The 21,136-nt window shown below is 63.3% G+C and carries 21 protein-coding genes; all 21 read left to right on the forward strand.

Annotated features, from left to right (window positions below):
* Positions 1-65: 65 nt before the first annotated feature.
* The 21 genes from SJY18_RS02960 to SJY18_RS03060 all read left to right on the forward strand — a co-directional run bounded on the left by SJY18_RS02960 (position 66) and on the right by SJY18_RS03060 (position 21,135).
* The gene (locus SJY18_RS02960; protein WP_396668332.1) at positions 66-1,640 is read left to right on the forward strand and encodes a Rieske 2Fe-2S domain-containing protein; all 1,575 of its coding nucleotides are present in this window, start codon (positions 66-68) and stop codon (positions 1,638-1,640) included.
* 70 nt (positions 1,641-1,710) lie between these two features.
* A complete protein-coding gene (pyrR, locus tag SJY18_RS02965) occupies positions 1,711-2,247 on the forward strand; it encodes a bifunctional pyr operon transcriptional regulator/uracil phosphoribosyltransferase PyrR (RefSeq protein ID WP_337337903.1) in 537 nt (178 codons plus the stop codon).
* Complete coding sequence (locus tag SJY18_RS02970) at positions 2,244-3,242, forward strand: aspartate carbamoyltransferase catalytic subunit (RefSeq protein WP_396668333.1); 999 nt, start codon at positions 2,244-2,246, stop codon at positions 3,240-3,242. The genes pyrR and SJY18_RS02970 overlap by 4 nt, the downstream gene beginning before the upstream one ends.
* On the forward strand, positions 3,239-4,549 hold the full coding sequence (locus SJY18_RS02975; protein WP_337337901.1) for a dihydroorotase: 1,311 nt from the start codon (positions 3,239-3,241) through the stop codon (positions 4,547-4,549). The genes SJY18_RS02970 and SJY18_RS02975 overlap by 4 nt, the downstream gene beginning before the upstream one ends.
* On the forward strand, positions 4,546-5,055 hold the full coding sequence (locus tag SJY18_RS02980; protein WP_396668334.1) for a hypothetical protein: 510 nt from the start codon (positions 4,546-4,548) through the stop codon (positions 5,053-5,055). The genes SJY18_RS02975 and SJY18_RS02980 overlap by 4 nt, the downstream gene beginning before the upstream one ends.
* Positions 5,052-6,224, forward strand: coding sequence for a glutamine-hydrolyzing carbamoyl-phosphate synthase small subunit (gene carA / locus SJY18_RS02985; RefSeq protein WP_396668335.1), 1,173 nt, complete (start codon positions 5,052-5,054; stop codon positions 6,222-6,224). Before SJY18_RS02980 ends, carA begins: the two co-directional genes overlap by 4 nt.
* Complete coding sequence (gene carB, locus SJY18_RS02990; protein ID WP_396668336.1) at positions 6,224-9,511, forward strand: carbamoyl-phosphate synthase large subunit; 3,288 nt, start codon at positions 6,224-6,226, stop codon at positions 9,509-9,511. The genes carA and carB overlap by 1 nt, the downstream gene beginning before the upstream one ends.
* Positions 9,508-10,359, forward strand: coding sequence for an orotidine-5'-phosphate decarboxylase (gene pyrF / locus SJY18_RS02995; RefSeq protein ID WP_396668337.1), 852 nt, complete (start codon positions 9,508-9,510; stop codon positions 10,357-10,359). Before carB ends, pyrF begins: the two co-directional genes overlap by 4 nt.
* On the forward strand, positions 10,352-11,248 hold the full coding sequence (gene gmk / locus SJY18_RS03000; protein ID WP_337337896.1) for a guanylate kinase: 897 nt from the start codon (positions 10,352-10,354) through the stop codon (positions 11,246-11,248). The genes pyrF and gmk overlap by 8 nt, the downstream gene beginning before the upstream one ends.
* Positions 11,249-11,359: 111 nt before the next feature.
* Positions 11,360-11,617, forward strand: coding sequence for a DNA-directed RNA polymerase subunit omega (gene rpoZ, locus SJY18_RS03005; RefSeq protein ID WP_337337895.1), 258 nt, complete (start codon positions 11,360-11,362; stop codon positions 11,615-11,617).
* Between the two features lie 84 nt (positions 11,618-11,701).
* Entirely contained in the window at positions 11,702-12,895 is a 1,194-nt protein-coding gene (gene metK / locus SJY18_RS03010; protein ID WP_396668338.1) for a methionine adenosyltransferase, read from the forward strand.
* A gap of 1 nt (position 12,896) precedes the next feature.
* Positions 12,897-14,885 carry a primosomal protein N' gene (locus SJY18_RS03015; protein ID WP_396668339.1) on the forward strand — a complete coding sequence of 663 codons (1,989 nt, stop codon included), beginning with the start codon at positions 12,897-12,899 and terminating at the stop codon, positions 14,883-14,885.
* 8 nt (positions 14,886-14,893) lie between these two features.
* Positions 14,894-15,817: a methionyl-tRNA formyltransferase gene (gene fmt / locus SJY18_RS03020; RefSeq protein WP_396668340.1), complete on the forward strand. Its 924-nt coding sequence runs from the start codon at positions 14,894-14,896 to the stop codon at positions 15,815-15,817.
* Positions 15,814-17,184, forward strand: coding sequence for a transcription antitermination factor NusB (locus SJY18_RS03025; RefSeq protein ID WP_337337891.1), 1,371 nt, complete (start codon positions 15,814-15,816; stop codon positions 17,182-17,184). Before fmt ends, SJY18_RS03025 begins: the two co-directional genes overlap by 4 nt.
* 25 nt (positions 17,185-17,209) lie before the next feature.
* The gene (gene rpe / locus SJY18_RS03030; RefSeq protein WP_337337890.1) at positions 17,210-17,908 is read left to right on the forward strand and encodes a ribulose-phosphate 3-epimerase; all 699 of its coding nucleotides are present in this window, start codon (positions 17,210-17,212) and stop codon (positions 17,906-17,908) included.
* A gap of 67 nt (positions 17,909-17,975) precedes the next feature.
* A complete protein-coding gene (locus tag SJY18_RS03035) occupies positions 17,976-18,239 on the forward strand; it encodes a phosphoribosyl-ATP diphosphatase (protein WP_337337889.1) in 264 nt (87 codons plus the stop codon).
* Between the two features lie 44 nt (positions 18,240-18,283).
* Entirely contained in the window at positions 18,284-19,126 is an 843-nt protein-coding gene (gene hisG / locus SJY18_RS03040; RefSeq protein ID WP_337337888.1) for an ATP phosphoribosyltransferase, read from the forward strand.
* 2 nt (positions 19,127-19,128) lie between these two features.
* On the forward strand, positions 19,129-19,902 hold the full coding sequence (gene hisF, locus SJY18_RS03045) for an imidazole glycerol phosphate synthase subunit HisF (RefSeq protein WP_396668341.1): 774 nt from the start codon (positions 19,129-19,131) through the stop codon (positions 19,900-19,902).
* A complete protein-coding gene (hisI, locus tag SJY18_RS03050; RefSeq protein WP_396668342.1) occupies positions 19,899-20,264 on the forward strand; it encodes a phosphoribosyl-AMP cyclohydrolase in 366 nt (121 codons plus the stop codon). Before hisF ends, hisI begins: the two co-directional genes overlap by 4 nt.
* A complete protein-coding gene (locus SJY18_RS03055; protein WP_396668343.1) occupies positions 20,261-20,875 on the forward strand; it encodes a Trp biosynthesis-associated membrane protein in 615 nt (204 codons plus the stop codon). The genes hisI and SJY18_RS03055 overlap by 4 nt, the downstream gene beginning before the upstream one ends.
* 29 nt (positions 20,876-20,904) lie before the next feature.
* Complete coding sequence (locus SJY18_RS03060; protein WP_337337884.1) at positions 20,905-21,135, forward strand: DUF6704 family protein; 231 nt, start codon at positions 20,905-20,907, stop codon at positions 21,133-21,135.
* The last annotated feature ends 1 nt before the right edge of the window (position 21,136 follow it).

The following is a 21,136-nucleotide window of genomic DNA, read 5'->3' on the forward strand; positions in this document are numbered from 1 at the left end:
GCGCCGCTGCGCTGGTGCGCGATCACGCCACGTAGAATTGGGGCTGTTCCAATCAGGAGGATTTCATGCGCATCACGGGCCTCGGCCACGCCGGAATGTTCATCGAGACGGCCGGAGGAAGCATCCTGTGCGATCCCGTCGTCGGACCAACATTCTTCGGATCGTGGTTCCCTTTTCCCGACAACCGCGCGCTCGACTGGGCTCATTTCGGCAACGCTGACTTTCTGTACATCTCGCACCGTCACCGTGATCACTTCGATCCTGCGCTGATGCAGAAACACGTTCCAAAGAGCATCAAGGTGCTGTTGCCTGATTACCCAACCGATGACCTCGAGAACGATCTGCGCCGACTGGGATACGACAACATCATCCACACCCAGGCGGGGGAGCCGCTGACCTTCGGCGAGCTGAAGATCATGGTCACGCCATTGCGCGCACCGAGCGATGGCCCGATCGGAGACTCGTCGTTGAGCGTCGACGACGGCACAGCCAGCATCCTGAACCAAAACGACTCCCACCCGCTCGATCTCGAGACGCTGCTTCGCTTCAGCAAGCCAGAGGCGTACTTCACTCAAGTCTCGGGCGCTATCTGGTGGCCGATGGTCTATGACCTGCCACAAGACGCCAAGCAGAACTTCGCACGGCTCAAGCGCGACGCTCAGAACAAACGAGCCATGTACTACATCGAGAAAGTCGACGCGGCGCACGTCTTCCCTATGGCCGGACCGCCCATGTTCTTGCGCGAAGAACTGTTCCGCTACAACGGATTCGGCCTCGAAGACGATTCGATCTTCACCGATCAACGCCAGTTTCTCGCGCACATGAAACAGCTGCGGCCCAAGCAGAACGGGTACGAGTTCGTGCCAGGCACGGCGGTGGAGCTCAACCACGGCGAGATCTCGGTCACGCAGACGCTCTACACCGATGCTGAGATCGACCGAATCTTCGACGACAAGTGGGCGTATCTTGCCGAACAGCGCGATTCGCGCCAAGACGAGATCGCTGCAGAAGTTGCCTCGCGCGCGCCGGTGCTCGCTCCGGACGAGATGCTTGCCGAGCTCAAGTCATGGTGGGAGCCCCTGCTGCGTCGTGGACGCATCTTCCGCAACGGCGTCGGCGGCGCGGTACGCATGACCATCGGCGAACTTGACCTTGTGGTCGACTTCCCGAAAGCGAAGGTGCGTGAATTCGCGGGGGAAGAGACGAACTACTGGTTCACGATCCCCGCCGATCTCGTTTCGACGAACATTCGTGATCACGAGATCGACTGGTCGAACTCCATCTTCCTTTCGATGCAGTTTGGCGCTGGTCGCATCGGCAAGTTCAACGAGTTCATTTACACGTTCTTCAAGTGTCTTTCACGCGATCGCATTGAATATGTTGAGAACTGGTACGCCGAGCAGTCTGACGTGTCAGAAGACATCCAGCTCGAAGAGTGGGTGGTGCAGCGGCGATGCCCCCACCTGCGCGCTGACCTGTCGAAGACCGCGAAGATCGAAGATGGTGTGCTCACGTGCAGTCTGCACGACTGGAAATGGGATCTCGCCTCAGGTAAGTGTCTGAGCACCCACGGACACCCCATTCGGGCATCACAGGCTGAAGACCAACTCAACCGCGAAGCTGCGCACCCAGTCGCGTAGCGTCACGCGCTAAGATAGTAGTCATCAAGCAACCTTTAACACCGTCCCGTGAGGCGGAGAAGGGAGCGGTATGAGCGCACACGAGAGAATCGTGCTGCAGGACGCCGACATCGCCCGAGCCCTGACTCGGATCTCTCACGAGATTCTGGAGTCCAATCGCGGGGCCGACAACCTTGTTTTGCTGGGCATCCCCACCCGAGGCGTCACGCTCGCCACGCGCATCGCCCAGCTGATCGAGACCTTCAGCGGTGTTGCTGTCGAGACCGGCGCTCTCGACGTGACGATGTACCGTGATGACCTGCACAAGAATCCGACCCGAGCACCACGGCCGACCTCGATTCCCGATGGCGGAATCAACGGCAAGACGGTTGTGCTCATCGACGACGTGCTCTTCTCGGGGCGCAGCATTCGCGCCGCGCTCGACGCTCTGCAAGACATTGGCCGACCCTCTGCCGTGCGTCTGGCAACACTGATCGACAGAGGTCACCGCGAGTTGCCCATCCGCCCAGACTTCGTAGGCAAGAACCTCCCCAGTGCGCGGGATGAGCGTGTCAACGTGCGGTTGACTGAAACCGACGGCAAAGACGAGGTGACGATCGAATCATGAGGCACCTGCTCGATACGCAAACGCTTTCGCGAGCCGACGCGATTCAGATTCTCGATGTGGCCGAAGACATGGCTGACACGCAGTTGCGCGAGGTGAGAAAGCTCCCCACCCTGCGCGGCAAGACCGTGGTCAACCTGTTCTTCGAAGACTCCACCCGCACCCGCATTTCGTTCGAGGCGGCAGCCAAACGGTTGAGTGCCGACGTGATCAACTTCTCGGCGAAGGGCTCAAGCGTCTCCAAAGGCGAATCGCTGCAAGACACCGCCCAGACCCTCCAAGCGATGGGGGCAGATGCCGTCGTCATCCGGCACGGGGCTTCTGGCGCTCCGCGCACTCTCGCCTCGAGCGGCTGGATCACTGCCGGTGTGGTGAATGCGGGCGATGGAACGCACGAGCATCCCACCCAGGCCCTTCTTGACGCCTTCACCATGCGCAAACGTCGCTTCGGCGCCGACAGCCGCGGACGCGATCTGGATGGCATGCGTGTCACGATCGTCGGCGACGTGCTGCACTCGCGCGTCGCACGTTCGAACGTCTGGCTGCTCGCTACGTTGGGGGCCGAGGTGACGCTGGTGGCGCCGCCGACTCTTGTTCCGCAAGACGTGTCGCTGTGGCCTGCGACTATTCTCTACAACCTCGATGAGGCAATCGAGCGGCGCCCTGACGCTCTCATGATGCTTCGCATCCAGCTTGAGCGCATGAATGCGGCATATTTTCCCACTGAACGGGAGTATTCCCGGCGCTGGGGTCTTGACCCACTCAGACTCGAGGCGCTGGGGAGCGATAGCATTGTGATGCATCCCGGACCCATGAACCGGGGGCTCGAGATCTCTGCCGCGGCAGCCGATTCCGCCCGCTCGACAGTGTTGGAGCAGGTGACACACGGGGTGTCTGTGCGCATGGCTGTGCTCTACCTGTTGCTGTCAGGTTCAGAGCACGAAGCCAGCACCGCCCCGAACGGTGTGCACAAGAACGACAAGGAGTACGCACGATGAGCGAAGTCTTCCTGTTTCGCGGCGCGACGCTAGAGGGTGCCAGCACGGCCGATCTGCTCGTCGAAAACGGACAGATCACCGAAGTCGGCACCGGTTTGAGCCGCGCTGGCGCGACCGAGATCGATGTCGACGGCCTCGTGGCCCTGCCAGGACTCGTCGACCTGCACACCCACCTTCGTGAGCCCGGCTTCGAGGCATCCGAAACAATCCTGACCGGATCCCGCGCGGCGGCCGCAGGTGGCTACACGGCCGTCTTCGCGATGCCGAACACCTCGCCGGTTGCCGACACCGCGGGCGTCGTCGAACAGGAGCTCGCTCTCGGCGAAGCTGCTGGCTTCGTCACGGTGCAGCCAATCGGTGCCGTGACTGTCGGACAGAAGGGGGAGCGCCTCGCCGAACTCGGCGCCATGGCTGACTCCCGCGCGCAAGTACGTGTCTTCAGTGACGATGGGTTCTGCGTGTGGGACCCGCTCATCATGCGCCGCGCTCTTGAGTATGTGAAAGCCTTCGACGGCGTGATCGCGCAGCACGCTCAAGACCCGCGCCTCACCGAAGGTGCGCAGCTCAACGAGGGTTCGGTATCAGCTGAGCTGGGGCTGGCTGGATGGCCGGCCGTGGCCGAAGAGTCGATCATCGCACGCGACGTGCTGCTCGCCGAGCATGTCGGTTCGCGGTTGCACGTGTGTCACCTCTCAACGGCCGGCTCGGTGGAGATCATCCGCTGGGCGAAGAAGCGTGGCGTCAATGTCACCGCCGAAGTGACACCCCATCACCTGCTGCTCACCGACGAACTCGCGCGCGGATATGACCCGCACTTCAAAGTGAACCCGCCGCTGCGCCGTGACGAAGATGTGTTCGCGGTGCGCGAGGGCTTGGCTGACGGCACGATCGACATCGTCGCCACCGATCACGCTCCGCACCCGGCCGAAGCCAAATCGTGCGAATGGCACGCCGCCGCAAACGGCATGGTCGGGCTCGAAAGCGCACTGCGCGTGGTGCAACTCTCGATGGTCGACTCGGGGATGCTGACCTGGGGCGACATCGCTCGGGTGATGTCGCGCGAGCCCGCGCGCATCGGCCGGCTCGCTGGGCACGGCACCCCTTTGACCGTCGGCCACGCGGCTTCGCTTACTTTCTACGATCCTGCGCCAGTGCGCACGTTCACCACCGACGACCTGCGGGGCCGCAGCATCAACTCGCCGTACCTCGGTCGCGAGCTGCCAGGCGAGGTGCGCTGGACGCTGCACCAGGGAACACCCACCGTTGCCGACGGTGCGCTGCTCGACCAGCCGGGAGTGCGCTCATGACCCGCGAAGGCGCTCTCGCGATCACCGTCGCATTCGCGCTGGTGCTCATCGGCGTGCTCGTCTGGGCTTGGATGCGGCGCACTCGCCGCGATTCGGGAATCGCCGCGCCCGTCGGCGAAATGCCGAACGAAGCCACGGTCGTTGCCAGCTTCAGAACGCTCTATGTGGCGACCACTCGCCACGGCGAGCCACTCGAGCGCCTCGCAATCGCCGGTCTCGACTTTCGCTCACGCGCCGATGTCACCGTGACCACGGCTGGCGTGGCGCTCGACCTCACCGGCAAACCGCGCGTGTTCTTCGCTCGCGACATCATCCGTGACGTCGCGCAAGCCACCGTCACCATCGATCGCGTCGTTGAACGCGACGGCTTGGTGCGACTGACATGGCTGACCGCAGACGCCACCGCCGTTGACAGCTACATTCGCCCACAAGATGCATCGGCGCACGCCGTCGCCGATGCTATCCGTGGCACCCTCACCCCGTCTCAGATCGGAACCGACGCATGACCTCTCAGTTCACGACCGACCCCGCCGTCCTGGTGCTCGAAGATGGCAGCCGCCATTCGGGTCATGCCTACGGCGCGCGCGGAACCACGCTCGGCGAAGTGGTGTTCTCGACCGGCATGACCGGCTATCAAGAGACGCTCACCGACCCCTCGTATGCCGGCCAGATCGTGTTGCAGACCGCGCCGCATATCGGCAACACGGGCATGAACGCCGAGGACCCCGAGTCACGCCGCATCTGGGTAGCTGGCTACATCGTTCGCGACCCGTCTCGGATCGTGTCGAACTGGCGCGCAGACGAAACCCTCGACGACGCTCTCGTTGCGGATGAGGTCATCGGAATCAGCGGAATCGACACCCGCGCGGTGACGCGCAACATCCGCTCAGCCGGCAGCATGCGTGGTGGCATCTTCTCGGGCGCAGCAGCGTCGCTCGATCCCGCCGAGCAGTTGCGGCTGGTTCAAGATGCGCCGCAGATGGCCGGCCAGAACCTCTCGGCATCCGTTTCTGTGGGCACCGCTCAGGTGACCGCTGCGGTGGGCACCCGCATCGGAAACCTCGCCGTGCTCGATCTCGGCGTCAAGCAGGCCACGATCCTCAACCTCGCCGCTCGAGGCTTCGACGTGCACGTACTTCCTCAGGACGCCACTATCGAGGACATTCGTGCAATCGACCCGGTCGCGGTCTTCTACTCGAACGGGCCAGGAGACCCCGCCGCGTCTGGCGATCATGTTGCGCTGCTTCGCGCAGTTCTCGACCAGCGACTGCCGTTCTTCGGCATCTGCTTCGGAAACCAGTTGCTGGGCCGCGCCCTGGGCCTCGGCACATACAAGCTGCCCTTCGGCCACCGTGGTATCAACCAGCCCGTGGTCGACAAGTCGACGGGACGAGTGGAGATCACCTCCCACAACCATGGCTTCGCGGTCGACGCGCCGATCGACGGCACGTTCGACAGCCCCAATGGCTACGGCCGCGTCGAAGTGAGCCACGTCGGATTGAACGACAACGTCGTAGAGGGTCTTCGCGCCCTCGATCTTCCTGCCTTCTCGGTGCAGTACCACCCAGAGGCGGCCGCAGGCCCCCACGACGCCAATTACCTTTTCGACCGGTTCGCCGACATGGTGCGTGCAGAAACCGGCTCGAGCACTGACTCTGTGAAGGACTCCGAGTAATGCCGAAGCGCGAAGATATCAAGAGCGTCCTGGTCATCGGGTCTGGCCCGATCGTCATCGGCCAGGCGTGCGAGTTCGACTATTCAGGAACGCAGGCATGTCGCGTCCTGCGCGAAGAAGGCGTGCGCGTCATCCTCGTCAACTCGAACCCAGCGACGATCATGACCGACCCTGATTTCGCCGATGCCACCTACATCGAGCCGATCAACTGGCAGGTCATCGAAACGATCATCGCTAAAGAGAAGCCCGATGCGATCCTGCCGACGCTCGGCGGTCAGACCGCTTTGAACGCGGCTATCGATCTTCACAACCACGGGATCCTCGAGAAGTACGACATCGAGCTCATCGGTGCGAACTTCGAAGCAATCAACAAGGGCGAAGACCGCCAGATCTTCAAGCAGCTGGTGCTCGACGCAGGCGCCGATGTTGCAGCATCCCGAATCGCGCACACCATGGACGACTGCCTGAGCGCGGCAGAAGAGCTCGGCTACCCTCTGGTCGTACGCCCCTCGTTCACAATGGGTGGCCTCGGATCGGGGTTCGCCTACGACGAAGCCGATCTTCGCCGCATCGCTGGTGCCGGGTTGCGCGATTCGCCCACCACCGAGGTGCTCCTCGAAGAGTCGATTCTGGGGTGGAAAGAGTACGAACTCGAGCTGATGCGTGACACAGCTGACAACACCGTTGTCGTCTGTTCGATCGAGAACGTCGATCCCGTCGGCGTCCACACGGGCGATTCCATTACCGTCGCCCCCGCGCTCACCCTCACTGACCGTGAGTACCAGAAGCTGCGCGATATCGGCATCGATATCATCCGTGCGGTCGGTGTCGACACGGGTGGCTGCAACATCCAGTTCGCCATCGATCCAGACAACGGACGCATCATCGTGATCGAGATGAACCCCCGTGTCTCGCGTTCGTCGGCGCTGGCGTCGAAAGCAACCGGCTTTCCGATCGCAAAGATCGCGGCGAAACTGGCCATCGGCTACCGCCTCGATGAGATTCCCAACGACATCACCAAGGTCACGCCCGCGAGCTTCGAGCCAACGCTCGACTACGTAGTGGTCAAGGTGCCGCGTTTCAACTTCGAGAAGTTCCCGGCCGCCGACACCACGCTGACGACCACCATGAAGTCTGTGGGCGAGGCGATGGCGATCGGCCGCAACTACACAACGGCGCTGCAGAAGGCGCTGCGTTCTCTCGAGAAGCGCGGCTCGAGTTTTCACTGGGGCGAGGAACCACGTTCAGCTCAGGAGCTGCTTGAGATCGCAAAGACCCCGACCGACGGTCGCATCGTGGTCTTGCAGCAGGCGCTGCGCAAGGGTGCAACGCCTGAGCAGGCTTTCGACGCCACAAAGATCGATCCGTGGTTCATTGACCAGATGGTGCTGATCAACGAGGTCGCTGATTTCGTGCACGCGGCTGATGAATTGGATGCTGCGACCTTGCGCCTCGCGAAGGATCACGGCTTCAGCGACGTGCAGATCGCGCAGCTGCGCAGTATCGAAGAGACCGCTGTGCGATCTCTTCGTCACGAGGTTGGATTGCGCCCGGTCTACAAGACGGTGGACACGTGCGCCGGGGAGTTTCCCGCGCTCACGCCCTATCACTATTCGAGCTATGACTTCGAGACAGAGGTCACGCCGTCGGAGCGCACGAAGGTCGTGATCATCGGCTCGGGTCCCAACCGAATCGGACAGGGTGTCGAGTTCGACTACTCGTGCGTGCATGCCTCGTTCGCGCTGTCTGATGCGGGGTACGAGACCATCATGGTCAACTGCAACCCCGAGACGGTATCAACCGACTACGACACCAGTGATCGACTGTATTTCGAACCGCTCACGCTGGAAGACGTGCTGGAAGTTCTGCACGCAGAGGCGCAGTCCGGCGAGATTCTCGGCGTCATCTGCCAACTCGGCGGCCAGACTCCGCTGGGGCTTGCCAAGGGCATCGAAGACGCCGGCTACACGATTCTCGGTACCAGCCCCGAAGCGATCGATCTCGCAGAAGAGCGCGAGTTGTTCTCGCAGCTGCTCGACGCTGCCGGACTGATAGCACCCCGACACGGCACAGCGATCAACGTCGCGGAGTCTGTCGCCATCGCGGAGGAAATCGGCTACCCGGTGCTCGTGCGCCCGAGCTTCGTGCTGGGCGGTCGAGGCATGGAGATCGTCTACGACACCGCGAGCCTGCGCGACTACTTCGTGCGCACCGAAGGCGAAGTGATCGTCGGTGCCGGAACGCCGCTGCTCGTCGATCGCTTCCTCGACGACGCCATCGAGATCGATGTGGACGCGCTGTATGACGGCGAAGAGCTCTACATCGGGGGAGTTATGGAGCACCTCGAAGAGGCCGGGATCCACTCCGGTGACTCCGCGTGCACGCTGCCGCCGGTATCGCTGGGACGCTCCGAAATCGATCGCGTGCGCGACGCTACCCTTGCCATCGCGAAGGGCGTGGGCGTGCGTGGTCTGCTCAACGTGCAGTTCGCGATCAGCGCTGGAGTGCTCTACGTCATCGAGGCGAACCCCCGTGCCAGCCGCACCGTGCCCTTCGTGTCGAAGGCACTGGGCATTCCGCTTGCGAAGGCGGCGAGCCGAGTCATGGTGGGCGCTTCGATCGCCACGCTGCGCGAAGAGGGTCTGCTGCCCGCGATAGACGGCTCCCGGGTGCCGCTGGACGCACCGGTATCAGTGAAAGAAGCAGTTCTTCCGTTCAAGCGCTTCCGCACAAAAGACGGTCAGACGGTCGACTCAGTGCTCGGACCCGAGATGCGCTCGACCGGCGAAGTGATGGGCATCGACCGCGACTTCCCGACCGCGTTCGCAAAGAGTCAAGCTGCGGCCTACGGTGGCATTCCGCTGTCGGGCACCGTATTCATCTCTGTTGCCGACAGCGACAAGCGAGCCGTTATTCTGCCCGCGCACCGTTTGCAGCAGCTCGGATTCCGTCTGCTTGCCACTGAGGGCACCGCCGAGATCTTGGCTCGCAACGGAGTGATCGTGACGCTCGTCAACAAATACAGCGCGACGCAGGGCAGCGACGAGACAAACATCGTCGACCTGATCAACGCGGGCGAAGTCGACATCATCGTGAACACACCCAGCGGCATGTCTGCCCGTGCTGACGGCTACGAGATTCGCGCGGCGGCGGTCGCCGCAGATAAGGCGCTATTCACGACGATCTCAACGCTCGGCGCCGCCGTGAGTGCGATGAGTGTGATGGGCGAGGGGTTCCGCGTGCGCAGTCTTCAGGAGTACGCCCAAGATCGCGCGGCTCGCGCATGACGAGCTTCGGCGAGCGACTGCGTAGCGCGGTGACGCGCTATGGGCAGCTCTGCGTGGGTATAGACCCGCATGAGCATTTGCTCGCCGATTGGAATCTGGATGCGACACCGGCCGGGGTGCGCGAGTTCGGTCTGCGGGTGGTTGACGCCGCGGCCGGCCGAGTCGCCGTCGTGAAGCCCCAGGTGTCGTTCTTCGAACGGTTCGGCTCTGCGGGCTTCGCTGCCCTCGAGGATGTTCTGGCTGCGGCCCGCGCCGCCGGCCTTCTGGTGATCGCCGATGCTAAACGTGGCGATATCGGCACGACCATGGACGCATATGCCGCAGCGTGGCTGCTTCCCGGCTCGCCCCTCGAAGCTGACGCGCTCACCGTGAACCCTTATCTTGGGGTGGGGGCGCTCGATGGGGCGATGGCGCTTTCTCATGAGCACGGCAAGGGTCTTTTCGTGCTCGCTGCGACGAGCAATCCAGATGCCCCCAGTTTGCAGACGGCACGCACTGCCGATCCCGAATCTCGGACGGTTTCTTCCGCTGTCATCGGCCAAATCTCAGTTTTTAACAGCACTCATACACAAGATAAGGAATGGGCGAGTATCGGTGTCGTTATCGGTGCTACCGTCGACTGGAACGCGTTTGATCTACCCGAAAAGATCGAACCGATCGCACCCATCCTTGCTCCTGGGTTCGGCCACCAAGGTGCCGAGCTCACCGACCTTGAGGCATTATTCGGCGTTCACTCTCCAGCAGTACTGGTGAGCGAAAGCCGAGGCATTCTTCAGGCTGGCCCCGCAGGCGTAGCGATGGCGATCGACAAGCGTCGCGCGCTACTCCAGGAGTTCCCCAGTGCCTGATTCCCGCACACCACCAGAAGTCGACCGTGTAGCGGCATCTCGCCGTGCCGTCGCCGCCCGTCGTGAACGAGCTGCCCTCAAGAAAGACGTCACCATGCGTGTCATCTCGCCGCAAGAACTCTTGCGCCGGGCATGGGCAGCGCCCGAGACACCGGCTGGCGCGATGCGCGTCACCGAGTTCCTCACCAGTATTCCGGCTATCGGCGAAGGCAAGAGGGATCGCATCCTGCAAGATCTCGGCATCTCGCCGGTCAAGCGAATCGGAGGACTCGGATCACGTCAGCGCGATGTGCTTTCAGACTTTCTCGACAGCCGCTGGCCTGAAGCTTCGCCTCGGTCGGATCGCAGCCGACTGCTCGTGCTGGCGGGCCCTACCGCCGTCGGCAAGGGAACCGTGGCTGCCGAGATCAAAAAGAGTCACCCCGAGATCTATCTCTCGGTGTCGGCAACCACACGCAGCCCGCGCAAGGGCGAAGTAGAGGGAGAGCACTACTACTTCGTGTCCGATGCTGAGTTCGATCGTATGATTTCCGCGGGGGAGCTGCTCGAGTACGCCACAGTGCACAACTCGCACCGCTATGGCACGCCGCGCGCTCCGATCGACCGAGTTCTCGCCGAGAATCGAACGGTGTTGCTCGAGATCGACCTGCAGGGCGCTCGCCAGGTGAGGGCAGCTGACCCCTCAGCCGCTCTTGTCTTTCTGCTGCCCCCCAGCTGGAACGAGCTTGTTCAGCGCCTCGTCGGCCGCGGCACCGAAGACGATGCAGAGCGCGCACGACGCCTGCGCACTGCGCGCGTCGAATTGGCAGCGCAATCGGAGTTCGACTATCGCGTCGTAAACGACGACGTGGCGCGCGCAGCAACCGAGATCGCCGCGCTCGCACGCTAGTGGTGCGCCGGTAGGCGACCCTCCGCGACTCTCAGGTAGACTGTACCGATGCCTTGATCCTTCGAGGCGTCAAAGACTTTTCCACCGTCATCCGATCCAGGAGGTTTCGCCATGGCAGGAACGAACCACGGGGGCATCATTGAACCCCCCATCGACAGCCTTCTTCAGAAGGTCGACTCGAAGTACCAGTTGGTCATCTACGCGTCCAAGCGTGCGCGGCAGATCAACGACTACTACTCGGATCTTCACGAGGGAAACCTCTTCGACAACGTCGGCCCGCTCGTCGACTCAACTGTCGAAGACAAGCCGTTGACGATCGCGATGCACGAGATTCACGAAGACAAGCTGCGCCTGCGGCCCGTCGAATAGTTATTACCTTCAGATGCCCCTGAGGTCGGATTTGTCCGACCTCAGGGGCATACTGGTGTCCGCCGCCTTCTATCTGGAGCACCAATGACCGAATTGCGTCTGTTCACCTCTGAGTCTGTCACCGAGGGACACCCCGACAAGATCTGTGACCAGATCTCGGACTCGATTCTTGATGCGCTCATTGCCGCAGATCCCAACAGTCGTGTCGCCGTCGAGACGCTCGTCACGACGGGACTCGTGCACGTCGCTGGCGAGGTTCGCACCGACGGATATGTGGATATTCCGGGCATCGTGCGCCAGGTGGTCAATCGCATCGGCTATACCTCCAGCGAGACTGGCTTCGACGGCGACTCCTGCGGGGTCACGGTGTCGATCGGTGAACAGTCCAGTGATATCGCCGCGGGTGTGGATTCTGCTCTCGAACACCGGGAAGGCGGCTCTGCTGATCCGATTGACGCACTCGGCGCCGGCGATCAGGGCATCATGTTCGGCTACGCCACAAACGAGACGCCCCAGTTGATGCCGACGGCGATCTGGGCGGCGCACCGCATCGCGGAGGGCCTGACTGAGGCGCGGCGCAATGGAGCATTGCCGTTTCTGCGCCCTGACGGCAAGACCCAGGTAACGCTCGGGTACGACGGAGCGACTCCGCGCACGGTCGAAACCGTGGTGCTTTCCACCCAGCACCATCCGGATATCTCCATGGCGGCATTGCGCGCAGCACTGCAGGTCGAAGTGATCAACCCGGTGCTTGAAGCAACCGGCCTTGACCTTTCGAACGTTGAGTACGTGATCAATCCCGCCGGTCCGTTCGTGATCGGTGGACCGAAGGGCGATGCTGGCCTGACCGGCCGCAAGATCATCATTGACACGTACGGCGGCGCAGCGCGTCACGGCGGCGGGGCGTTCAGCGGCAAGGACCCGTCCAAAGTCGATCGATCGGCCGCCTACGCCATGCGCTGGGTGGCTAAGAACGCTGTGGCGGCAGGTCTCGCCGACCGACTAGAGGTGCAGGTCGCGTATGCCATCGGGCGCGCAGCTCCCGTAGGCATGTACGTAGAGACATTCGGCAGCGGACATGTGCCGGATGAAGCGATCACCCGCGCGATCCTCGATGTCTTCGATCTTCGCCCCAAAGCAATCATCGATCGCCTCGACCTGTTGCGTCCCATCTACGCGCAGACTGCGGCATACGGTCATTTCGGTCGCGAGTTGCCTGACTTCACGTGGGAGCGTACCGATCGAGTAGACGAGTTGCGCTCGGCCGCCGGGCTCTGAGGTGACCGCGCGGTCTGTCGCGCGCGTGCTGATCGATTCGCCACTGCCGCAGCTCGATCGGCTGTTCGATTACGAGATTCCGCGCGAATTTCTTGAGGATGCCCGTCCGGGCGTGCGCGTGAAGGTGCCCTTGCGCTCGGCAGGGCGTGTGGTCGATGGCTACATCGTCGAGCACGGCGACACTGACGACTCAGACCGTCCGCTCTCAGAACTCGACTGCGTGGTGTCGCCAATCCCGGTGCTCACCCCCGAGCTCTACGCTCTGGCCAGGCGAGCGGCCGACCGCGCCGCAGGATCAGCCAGCGATATTCTTCGCCTCGCGATCCCCAAACGAATGGTGCGTGCCGAACGCGCATGGCTCGCTTCAGAGGTGCCGACTCTGCCGACGGTTGACAGCGCCTCACTCAGCTGGGCTGCAGATGTCATGGCGCCGTTTCCCCGCCTCGGCTCTGCGATCCAAGACGGCGAGCGCATGGCGATCGACGCCCCGCCTCGACTTTGTCGGCTGGTTGGCGGCGCGCACGATGGCGAAGACGTGGGGGGCTGGGCCGCATTGCTCGCGGCGGCTGCGATCCACACTCTCGCTCGAGGAAAGAGCGCTGTCATCGTGGTACCGGATCATCGCGACCGCGCCCAGATCGAGGCAGCCCTTGCGGGCAGAGTGCCCGAATACGCACTCGTTCGCCACGACGCCGCGCAGTCTTCACCGGCAAGATACGGCGCGTTTCTGCGCACTCTCGCAGATGCGCCCTGCATAGTCCTCGGCAACCGCAGCAGTGTGTACTCGCCGGTGAGCTCGCTGGGCCTGATCGCGCTGTGGGACGACGGCGACTCGCTGTTGTCAGAACCGTTGAGCCCCGGCGTGCACGCACGCGACGCCGCTTTGCTTCGACAAGAGATCGAATCAGGCGCGCTGATGTTCGCTGGTCACACTCGCACGACCGACGTGGAACGGCTGATCGCGGTCGGTTGGGTGCGCGAGATCGCCCCAGCGAAACGCATCACACCGAAAGTCGTGCTCAGTGCCACTCGCGAGGGCGAATCGAGAGGCGCACGTGTGCCTTCGGCCGCGTTCGCCGCCGCAAGGGAGGCGCTCAGCGACAAACCAGTGCTCGTGCAGGTTTCACGTCCCGGCTATGCACCGGTGCTTGTCTGCGCCGAGTGCCGGCACCCAGCGCGCTGCCCGCACTGCAGCGGACCATTGCACGCGGCTCGGCAGGGAGCAGTACCAGCGTGTTCATGGTGCGGCCGATCTGCCATGTCTTGGACGTGCCCGGATTGCACGTCAACTCGCTTCCGCATGGCGTCGTCGGGGAGTGAGCGCACGGCCGATGATCTGGGCCGCGCTTTCCCCGGCGTGCGCGTGATCGTGTCGGATGGCGAACACCTGGTGACGCATGTCGATTCGAGACCTGCACTAGTCGTAGCGACTCGCGGTGCAGAACCGATCGCGGCCGGTGGATACGGAGCGGTGATTCTGCTCGACGGTGACAAGATGTTGCTCGCCGATGACCTCCGCATCGCAGAGTCTTGCCTGCGCTGGTGGTCCAACGCCGCCGCCCTTGCCGCGCCAGGTGCGCCCGTCCATCTTGTCGGCGTAGCCGGTCCTGTCGCTCGCGCGTTGGCAACCTGGACGCAGCCTGCCTACGCACGCAATGAACTCAACGAGCGCGCGCCGCTGCGAATGCCTCCTGTCGTGCGCGTTGCCGCACTTGAGGGTGACCGACGCGCCGTCGACGCGGCAATCGCAGCTCTACGTGAAGCAGTTCCCACCCTCGATGAGTTGGCGATACTGGGTCCCCTTCCGCACGACCAGACGGTCCGTGCACTCGTTCGCTTTGACTACGCATCCGGAGCGAAAGTCACCGAGAGTCTTCGCGCCTCCGTCGTTTCTCAAGCCATGAAATCTCGTAAACCGCCGAAGGGTCGTCCGACCCGTCCCGGCAATACACTCAGAGTGCGGGTTGACGTACCCGACCTAGAACTGTGAGGAGCCCCATGCGCCTCGTCTTCGCCGGCACACCGGAACCGGCAGTACCGTCTCTTGAGTTGCTCGCCGCGAGCCACCACGAGGTGCTCGCTGCGATCACTCGCCGCGATGCTCCCGTGGGCCGCAAGCGTGTGCTCACACCATCGCCTGTGGCTCGCCGAGCCGAAGAGCTCGAGATCGAGGTCATTCGAGCCGACAGGCTCGACGCCGACACGACCGCGCAGGTGGAAGCGCTCGCACCCGATCTGGGCGTGATCGTGGCGTACGGCGGCTTGGTTCGCGAACCACTGCTGTCGATGCCGCGACACGGCTGGATCAACCTCCACTTCTCGCTGCTGCCGAAGTGGCGCGGTGCGGCCCCGGTGCAACATGCTCTCATCGCGGGCGATCCCGTCACGGGAGCGAGCGTGTTTCAGCTGGTTGCTGGTTTGGATGCTGGCGATGTGTATGACGAGATCGTGCACGAGATCAAGCCAGATTCGACGGCGGGGGAGCTCCTCGAAGATCTCGCCGTCAGCGGGGCAACATTGTTGGCCCGCGTCGTCGATGAGATTGCCCGCGGCACCGCGACGGCTCAGCCCCAAACCGGAGAACCTTCGTATGCGTCGAAGCTGGAAGACATCGACGGTCAGTTGACCTGGGCGCAGTCCAGCGACCGCGTTCTCGACAGATTCCGCGGGGTCACGCCCGCACCGGGCGCGCACACCACCATCAATGGCGCGCGCGTGAAAGTGCTCGAGGCCCGCACCGCACCGGCCGACGCCCCCTCCCTTCCGCCAGGGCAGGTCGCCCTTCACCACAAAGAGGTCATCATCGGAACGGCAACCGCTCCCATCCAGGTCGATATCGTGCAGCCCGCAGGCAAGGGCCCAATGCGGGCCGCTGACTGGTTCCGCGGCCTTCGAAGCGAGACGGTGGTCGCCGGATCATGAGCAAAGTTGCCCCTGCTCGCCAGGTTGCCTTTGATGTGCTGCGCGCCGTCAATGAGTCCGACGCCTACGCGAACCTGCTCCTGCCGAAATCGATCGAGCGTGCTGGCCTTTCGACCGCTGACGCGGCCCTCGCTACTGAGCTGACGTATGGCACGCTGCGACGTCAAGGCACCTACGACGCTGTGATTTCCATTGCGGCCGATCGCAGCATCGCCGATATCGATCCTGCCGTCTTGGACGCCCTGCGACTCGGAGTGCATCAGCTGCAATCCACGCGTGTCGCCTCGCACGCCGCGGTGAATGAGTCCGTCGAACTCGCCCGATCCGCGGGCGGCCGCGGCGCCGCGGGGTTCGCCAACGCTGTGCTGCGCCGGGTGTCACGAGACAATCCTGGTGACTGGATGACGCGGGTGAGTGACAGCGCGCGCTCTGACGACGAACGACTTGGATTGCTGTTCTCTCACCCGGTCTGGATTGTGCGTGCCTTCCGTCGGGCGCTGGCGGCCGAGGGCAGGGCCGATGAGCTTGAAGCGCTCCTCGCCGCCGACAACTCCGCCCCGCGCGTGACAATGGCAGCGTTGCCCGGGCTCGCGCACCTTCCAGAAGACGCCCGACACACCCCCTTTTCGCCGTTCGGGTTCCGCCTCGGCGGGGGAGACCCCGAATCGGTCATTCGCGCTGCCGACGGTCGCGTGCGCGTGCAAGATGAGGGCTCCCAGCTGGCGGCGCTCGCGCTCACGCGTGCATTGCCCGTGCGCGAAGGCGAACGCTGGCTTGACCTGTGTGCGGGACCGGGCGGCAAGACTGCGATGCTCGCTGCCGAGGCGCTCAATTTCGGTGCTGCGCTCGATGCGAACGAAATCTCACCAGCGCGTGCGGGGCTCGTGCGTCAGGCGATCGCGGGCGTGCCGCTCGAGGTGACCGTCTTTGAAGAAGACGGGCGCGCCTTGGCCTCGAACTCCGCCGATACCTATGACCGAATCCTCGTTGACGCGCCCTGCACCGGGCTCGGGGCACTGCGACGCCGCCCCGAGGCGCGTTGGCGAAAGTCACCGGGCGACGTGCCAGAGCTCACCGCGCTCCAAACCGAGCTGCTCTCGACGGCAGTGAGCGCTTTGCGTCCCGGGGGCGTGGTGGCGTACATCACCTGCTCGCCCCATTTGGCAGAAACCGCGGGCGTGGTCGCCGAAGTGCAGCGCGAGTGGGGTGACGCCATCATCGAGCTGTCGGCTCGCGATGTCATCACGAGGCTCTCGACGAGTGACCCTGAGCTTCTGACGCAGTCAGACGGCACGGCTCGTGCGCAGTTGTGGCCGCACCGCCACAACACTGACGCGATGTCGATCTCGTTGCTTCAGCGCGCCTGAGCGCTGCGAACGCCATAATGGAGCCGTGCCCCCACTCGATGAGACAGGCCGCGTCGACGGCATTCGCATAAACCCGAGCATTCTCGCGGCCGATTTCGTGAACATGGAGTCCGAACTCGCGCGCATCTCGGGCGCTGACTTCGCTCACGTTGACGTCATGGACAACCATTTCGTTCCAAACCTGACATTCGGACCGCAGATGGTGGGGAGAATCCAACAGACCAGCCCGGTTCCGCTCGATGTTCATCTCATGATCGATGACCCCGAGCGCTGGGCGCCCGAGTACGCCGAGATCGGTGCTGCTTCGGTCACATTCCATTTGGAAGCGGCTGCCGAGCCGGTAGCGCTCGCACGGCGGCTTCGCTCAATTGGGGCGCGCGCGGGCGTGGCAGTCAAGCCAGGAACACCCGTCGACAACCTCTTTGACGTGCTCGATGAGTTCGATCAGATTCTCGTGATGACCGTAGAACCCGGCTTCGGCGGTCAGTCATTCATGCCAGAGACCATGCCGAAGCTTCGCTCACTCGCGGAGCATGCGAAGCGACGGGGGAGCGCGGTCTGGTTGCAGGTAGACGGCGGCATTGGCGAGTCGACCATCGCCGAAGCTGCCGAAGCAGGCGCCGACACCTTTGTGGCGGGTTCCGCGGTGTTTGGATCCGACGATCCTGACACCGCGATCGTGAATCTGCGCAACATCGCAACGCGCCACCGTCACACATATTGACCGGCCCAAGCGCGACCCAATCTGTCACAGCGTCCGAAGCATCCTCTCGGTTCGATACCCTAGGACTGTGAAGACGTTCGACACTCTGTATGCCGAGCTCGCCGCGAAAGCCGCTGAGCGCCCTGAGGGGTCGGGAACCGTCGCGGAGCTGGATGCCGGTGTCCACGCGATCGGCAAGAAGATCGTCGAAGAAGCAGCCGAAGTGTGGATGGCTGCCGAGTACGAGTCGACGGATGCTGCAGCAGAAGAGATTTCGCAGCTGCTGTATCACCTGCAGGTCATGATGCTCGCGAAGGGCCTTTCTCTGGAGGATGTCTACCGACATCTGTGAGTTCACCCCGCTCACCCACCTCGACTCAAGAAAGCCACGCTCCCATGCTGCGAATTGCTGTGCCGAACAAGGGCTCGCTCGCCGAGACCGCAACCGAAATGCTCAACGAGGCCGGCTACACCGGTCGTCGTGATCCGAAAGATCTGCACGTCATCGATCCGGTGAACGATGTCGAGTTCTTCTACCTGCGCCCGAAAGATATCGCCACCTATGTTGGCTCCGGCGCGCTCGACGTTGGGATCACGGGTCGCGATCTGCTGCTCGACGCCCGAATGCCGGGTGCGCAAGAAGTGGAGCAGCTGGGCTTCGGGGGCTCGACCTTCCGATTCGCTGGCCGCCCCGGCGTCTACGCCGATATCAAAGACCTCGAAGGCCTGCGTGTTGCCACCGCCTACCCTGGTTTGGTCGATGGCTTCCTCGACGCTCACGGGGTCGCAGTAGACCTGGTGCCGCTCGATGGTGCCGTCGAGTCTGCCGTGCAGTTGGGTGTCGCCGATGCGGTCGCCGACGTCGTTTCCACCGGTACCACGCTGCGCCAGGCGGGTCTTGAGATCTTCGGTCCAGTCATTCTGGAATCCGAGGCGGTGCTCATCGCCGGGCCCACCGAAGCTGAGGGCGCCGAAACGCTGTTGCGCCGACTGCGCGGGGTGATGGTTGCGCGACGCTACGTGCTGATCGACTACGACCTGCCCGCGAACCTTGTCGATGAGGCCGTAGCACTTGCTCCTGGCATCGAGTCGCCCACTATCTCACCGCTGCGCGACCCCGAATGGGTTGCGGTACGCGTCATGAGCCCCCGCAAAGACGTGAACCGCGTCATGGACTCCCTCTATGCGATCGGTGCACGCGCAATTCTCGTCACCGCCATCCACAACGCCAGGCTTTAGTGATGAGCCTGGTCTGCCGGGTCATCCCGTGCCTTGATGTCGCTGCCGGTCGCGTGGTGAAGGGCGTCAACTTTCAGAACCTTCGCGACATGGGCGATCCGGTCGAGCTCGCCCAGGCCTACTTCGAGCAGGGCGCAGATGAAATCACCTTTCTCGACGTGACGGCCACGGTCGACGCGCGCTCGACGACGTACGACGTCGTGCGACGAACGGCTGAGCAAGTGTTCATTCCGCTCACAGTCGGCGGTGGCGTTCGCTCCGCAGAAGATGTCGCACGGCTGCTCGGCGTCGGCGCCGACAAGATTGGTGTGAACTCTGCAGCGATCGCGCGGCCAGAGCTTATCGATGACATCGCTGACCGATTCGGAGCGCAGGTTCTCGTGCTCTCGCTCGACGTAAAGCGCTCAGGCGCTACCCCGTCTGGTTTCGTGGTCACCACGCATGGCGGGCGCACCGAAACCACACTCGACGCTCTTGCATGGGCGCGTGAAGCGATCGATCGCGGTGCGGGCGAGTTGTTGGTCAACTCGATCGACGCCGACGGCACCAAAGAAGGTTTTGATCTCGAACTGGTGCGACTGATGCGTGAGATCTCAGCGGTGCCGGTGATCGCTTCGGGCGGCGCTGGCGATGCCTCACACTTCGCGCCGGCGATCGCTGCTGGCGCCGATGCAGTGTTGGCAGCATCTGTCTTTCACTCCGGCCAGCTCACGGTTGCAGATGTCAAAGAAGTCATGATGGCTGATGGAATCGCCGTGAGAGAAGTACACGCATGAACCAATCGATTGACGAACGAATCGCCCGCGTCACGTTCAACGATGCGGGACTTGTTGCTGCCATCATTCAGCAGTGGGACACCCTCGAGGTGCTCATGATGGGCTGGATGGATGCTGAAGCGCTGCGACGCACTCTGATCGAAGGACGAGTGACGTTCTGGTCGCGCTCGCGCAACGAGTACTGGCGCAAGGGCGACACCTCTGGACACGCTCAGTATGTGCGTGGTGCACGACTCGACTGCGACGGCGACACGATTCTTGTGTCCGTAGAACAGGTCGGCGCGGCGTGCCACACCGGCACTCGCACGTGCTTCGACGCGGTCGACCTTGAGCCTTTCGCGGCGGCGGAGCCCCCCGCGTGATCCAGCGCGCTCGCCTGATCGCTGTCAGCGCGATCGTGCTGTGTGGAGCAATGGCGGTGATCTCGTCCACACAGACCTGGCTGCACGTAGCTCTGGTAGACGGCGGCAGTGATGATCTTGCGGTCTCAGGCGCCGACGCCGTGGTGGTGCTTGCTCCGCTCAGCCTTGCCGTGCTCGCGCTCGGTCTGGCTCTCACCATCGTCGGCACGATACTGCGTTACGCCTTCGGCGTACTCACCGTCATCATCGGGGCCATAGTCGGCTGGCTTTCCGCTGCCATCGCATTCGAACAGCCGACCTCAGCGGTCGTTGCCACGGTGTCGGTCGCAACCGGAATCAGCGGTCAAAGCGCTGTCTCTGCCCTCGTCTCGTCAATCACGCCAACCGCATGGCCAGCGATGACGATGGTCGCCGGCGGGCTGCTGGTGGCTGTCGGCATCTTCACGCTCGCCACGGCTCGAACATGGTCAGGCTCGTCGCGTCGCTTTCGCACCGACCAGAGCGCTCCTGCGGCCACCGCTGGCGCAGATAGTTCACGACCGCACGATGCGATCGACTCGTGGGATGACCTGTCTCGTGGCGACGATCCCACCGCTCGACCGCTAGACTGACCAAGCCCGCGCTACCTCGGAGGACATCAATGAGCAACCCCATCGACGACCCCGGCCACGGACACTCGCCGGCGGCTTGGACCGCAGTCGTAATCATGTTGGTCGCCGTCGCTCTCGGCACACTTTTCTTCTTCTTTGACATGCCCGCGTTGGTGTGGGCATCGGCGGGACTTCTCGTCATCGGCCTCATCGTCGGCTGGATCATGGCCAAAGCCGGGTACGGCGCCTCTGGGCCCAAGTACTCGCCGAAAGCCCACTGAG

The organism is Microbacterium sp. R86528 (genome assembly GCF_044596335.1).
GTDB classification, from domain to species: domain Bacteria; phylum Actinomycetota; class Actinomycetes; order Actinomycetales; family Microbacteriaceae; genus Microbacterium; species Microbacterium marmarense.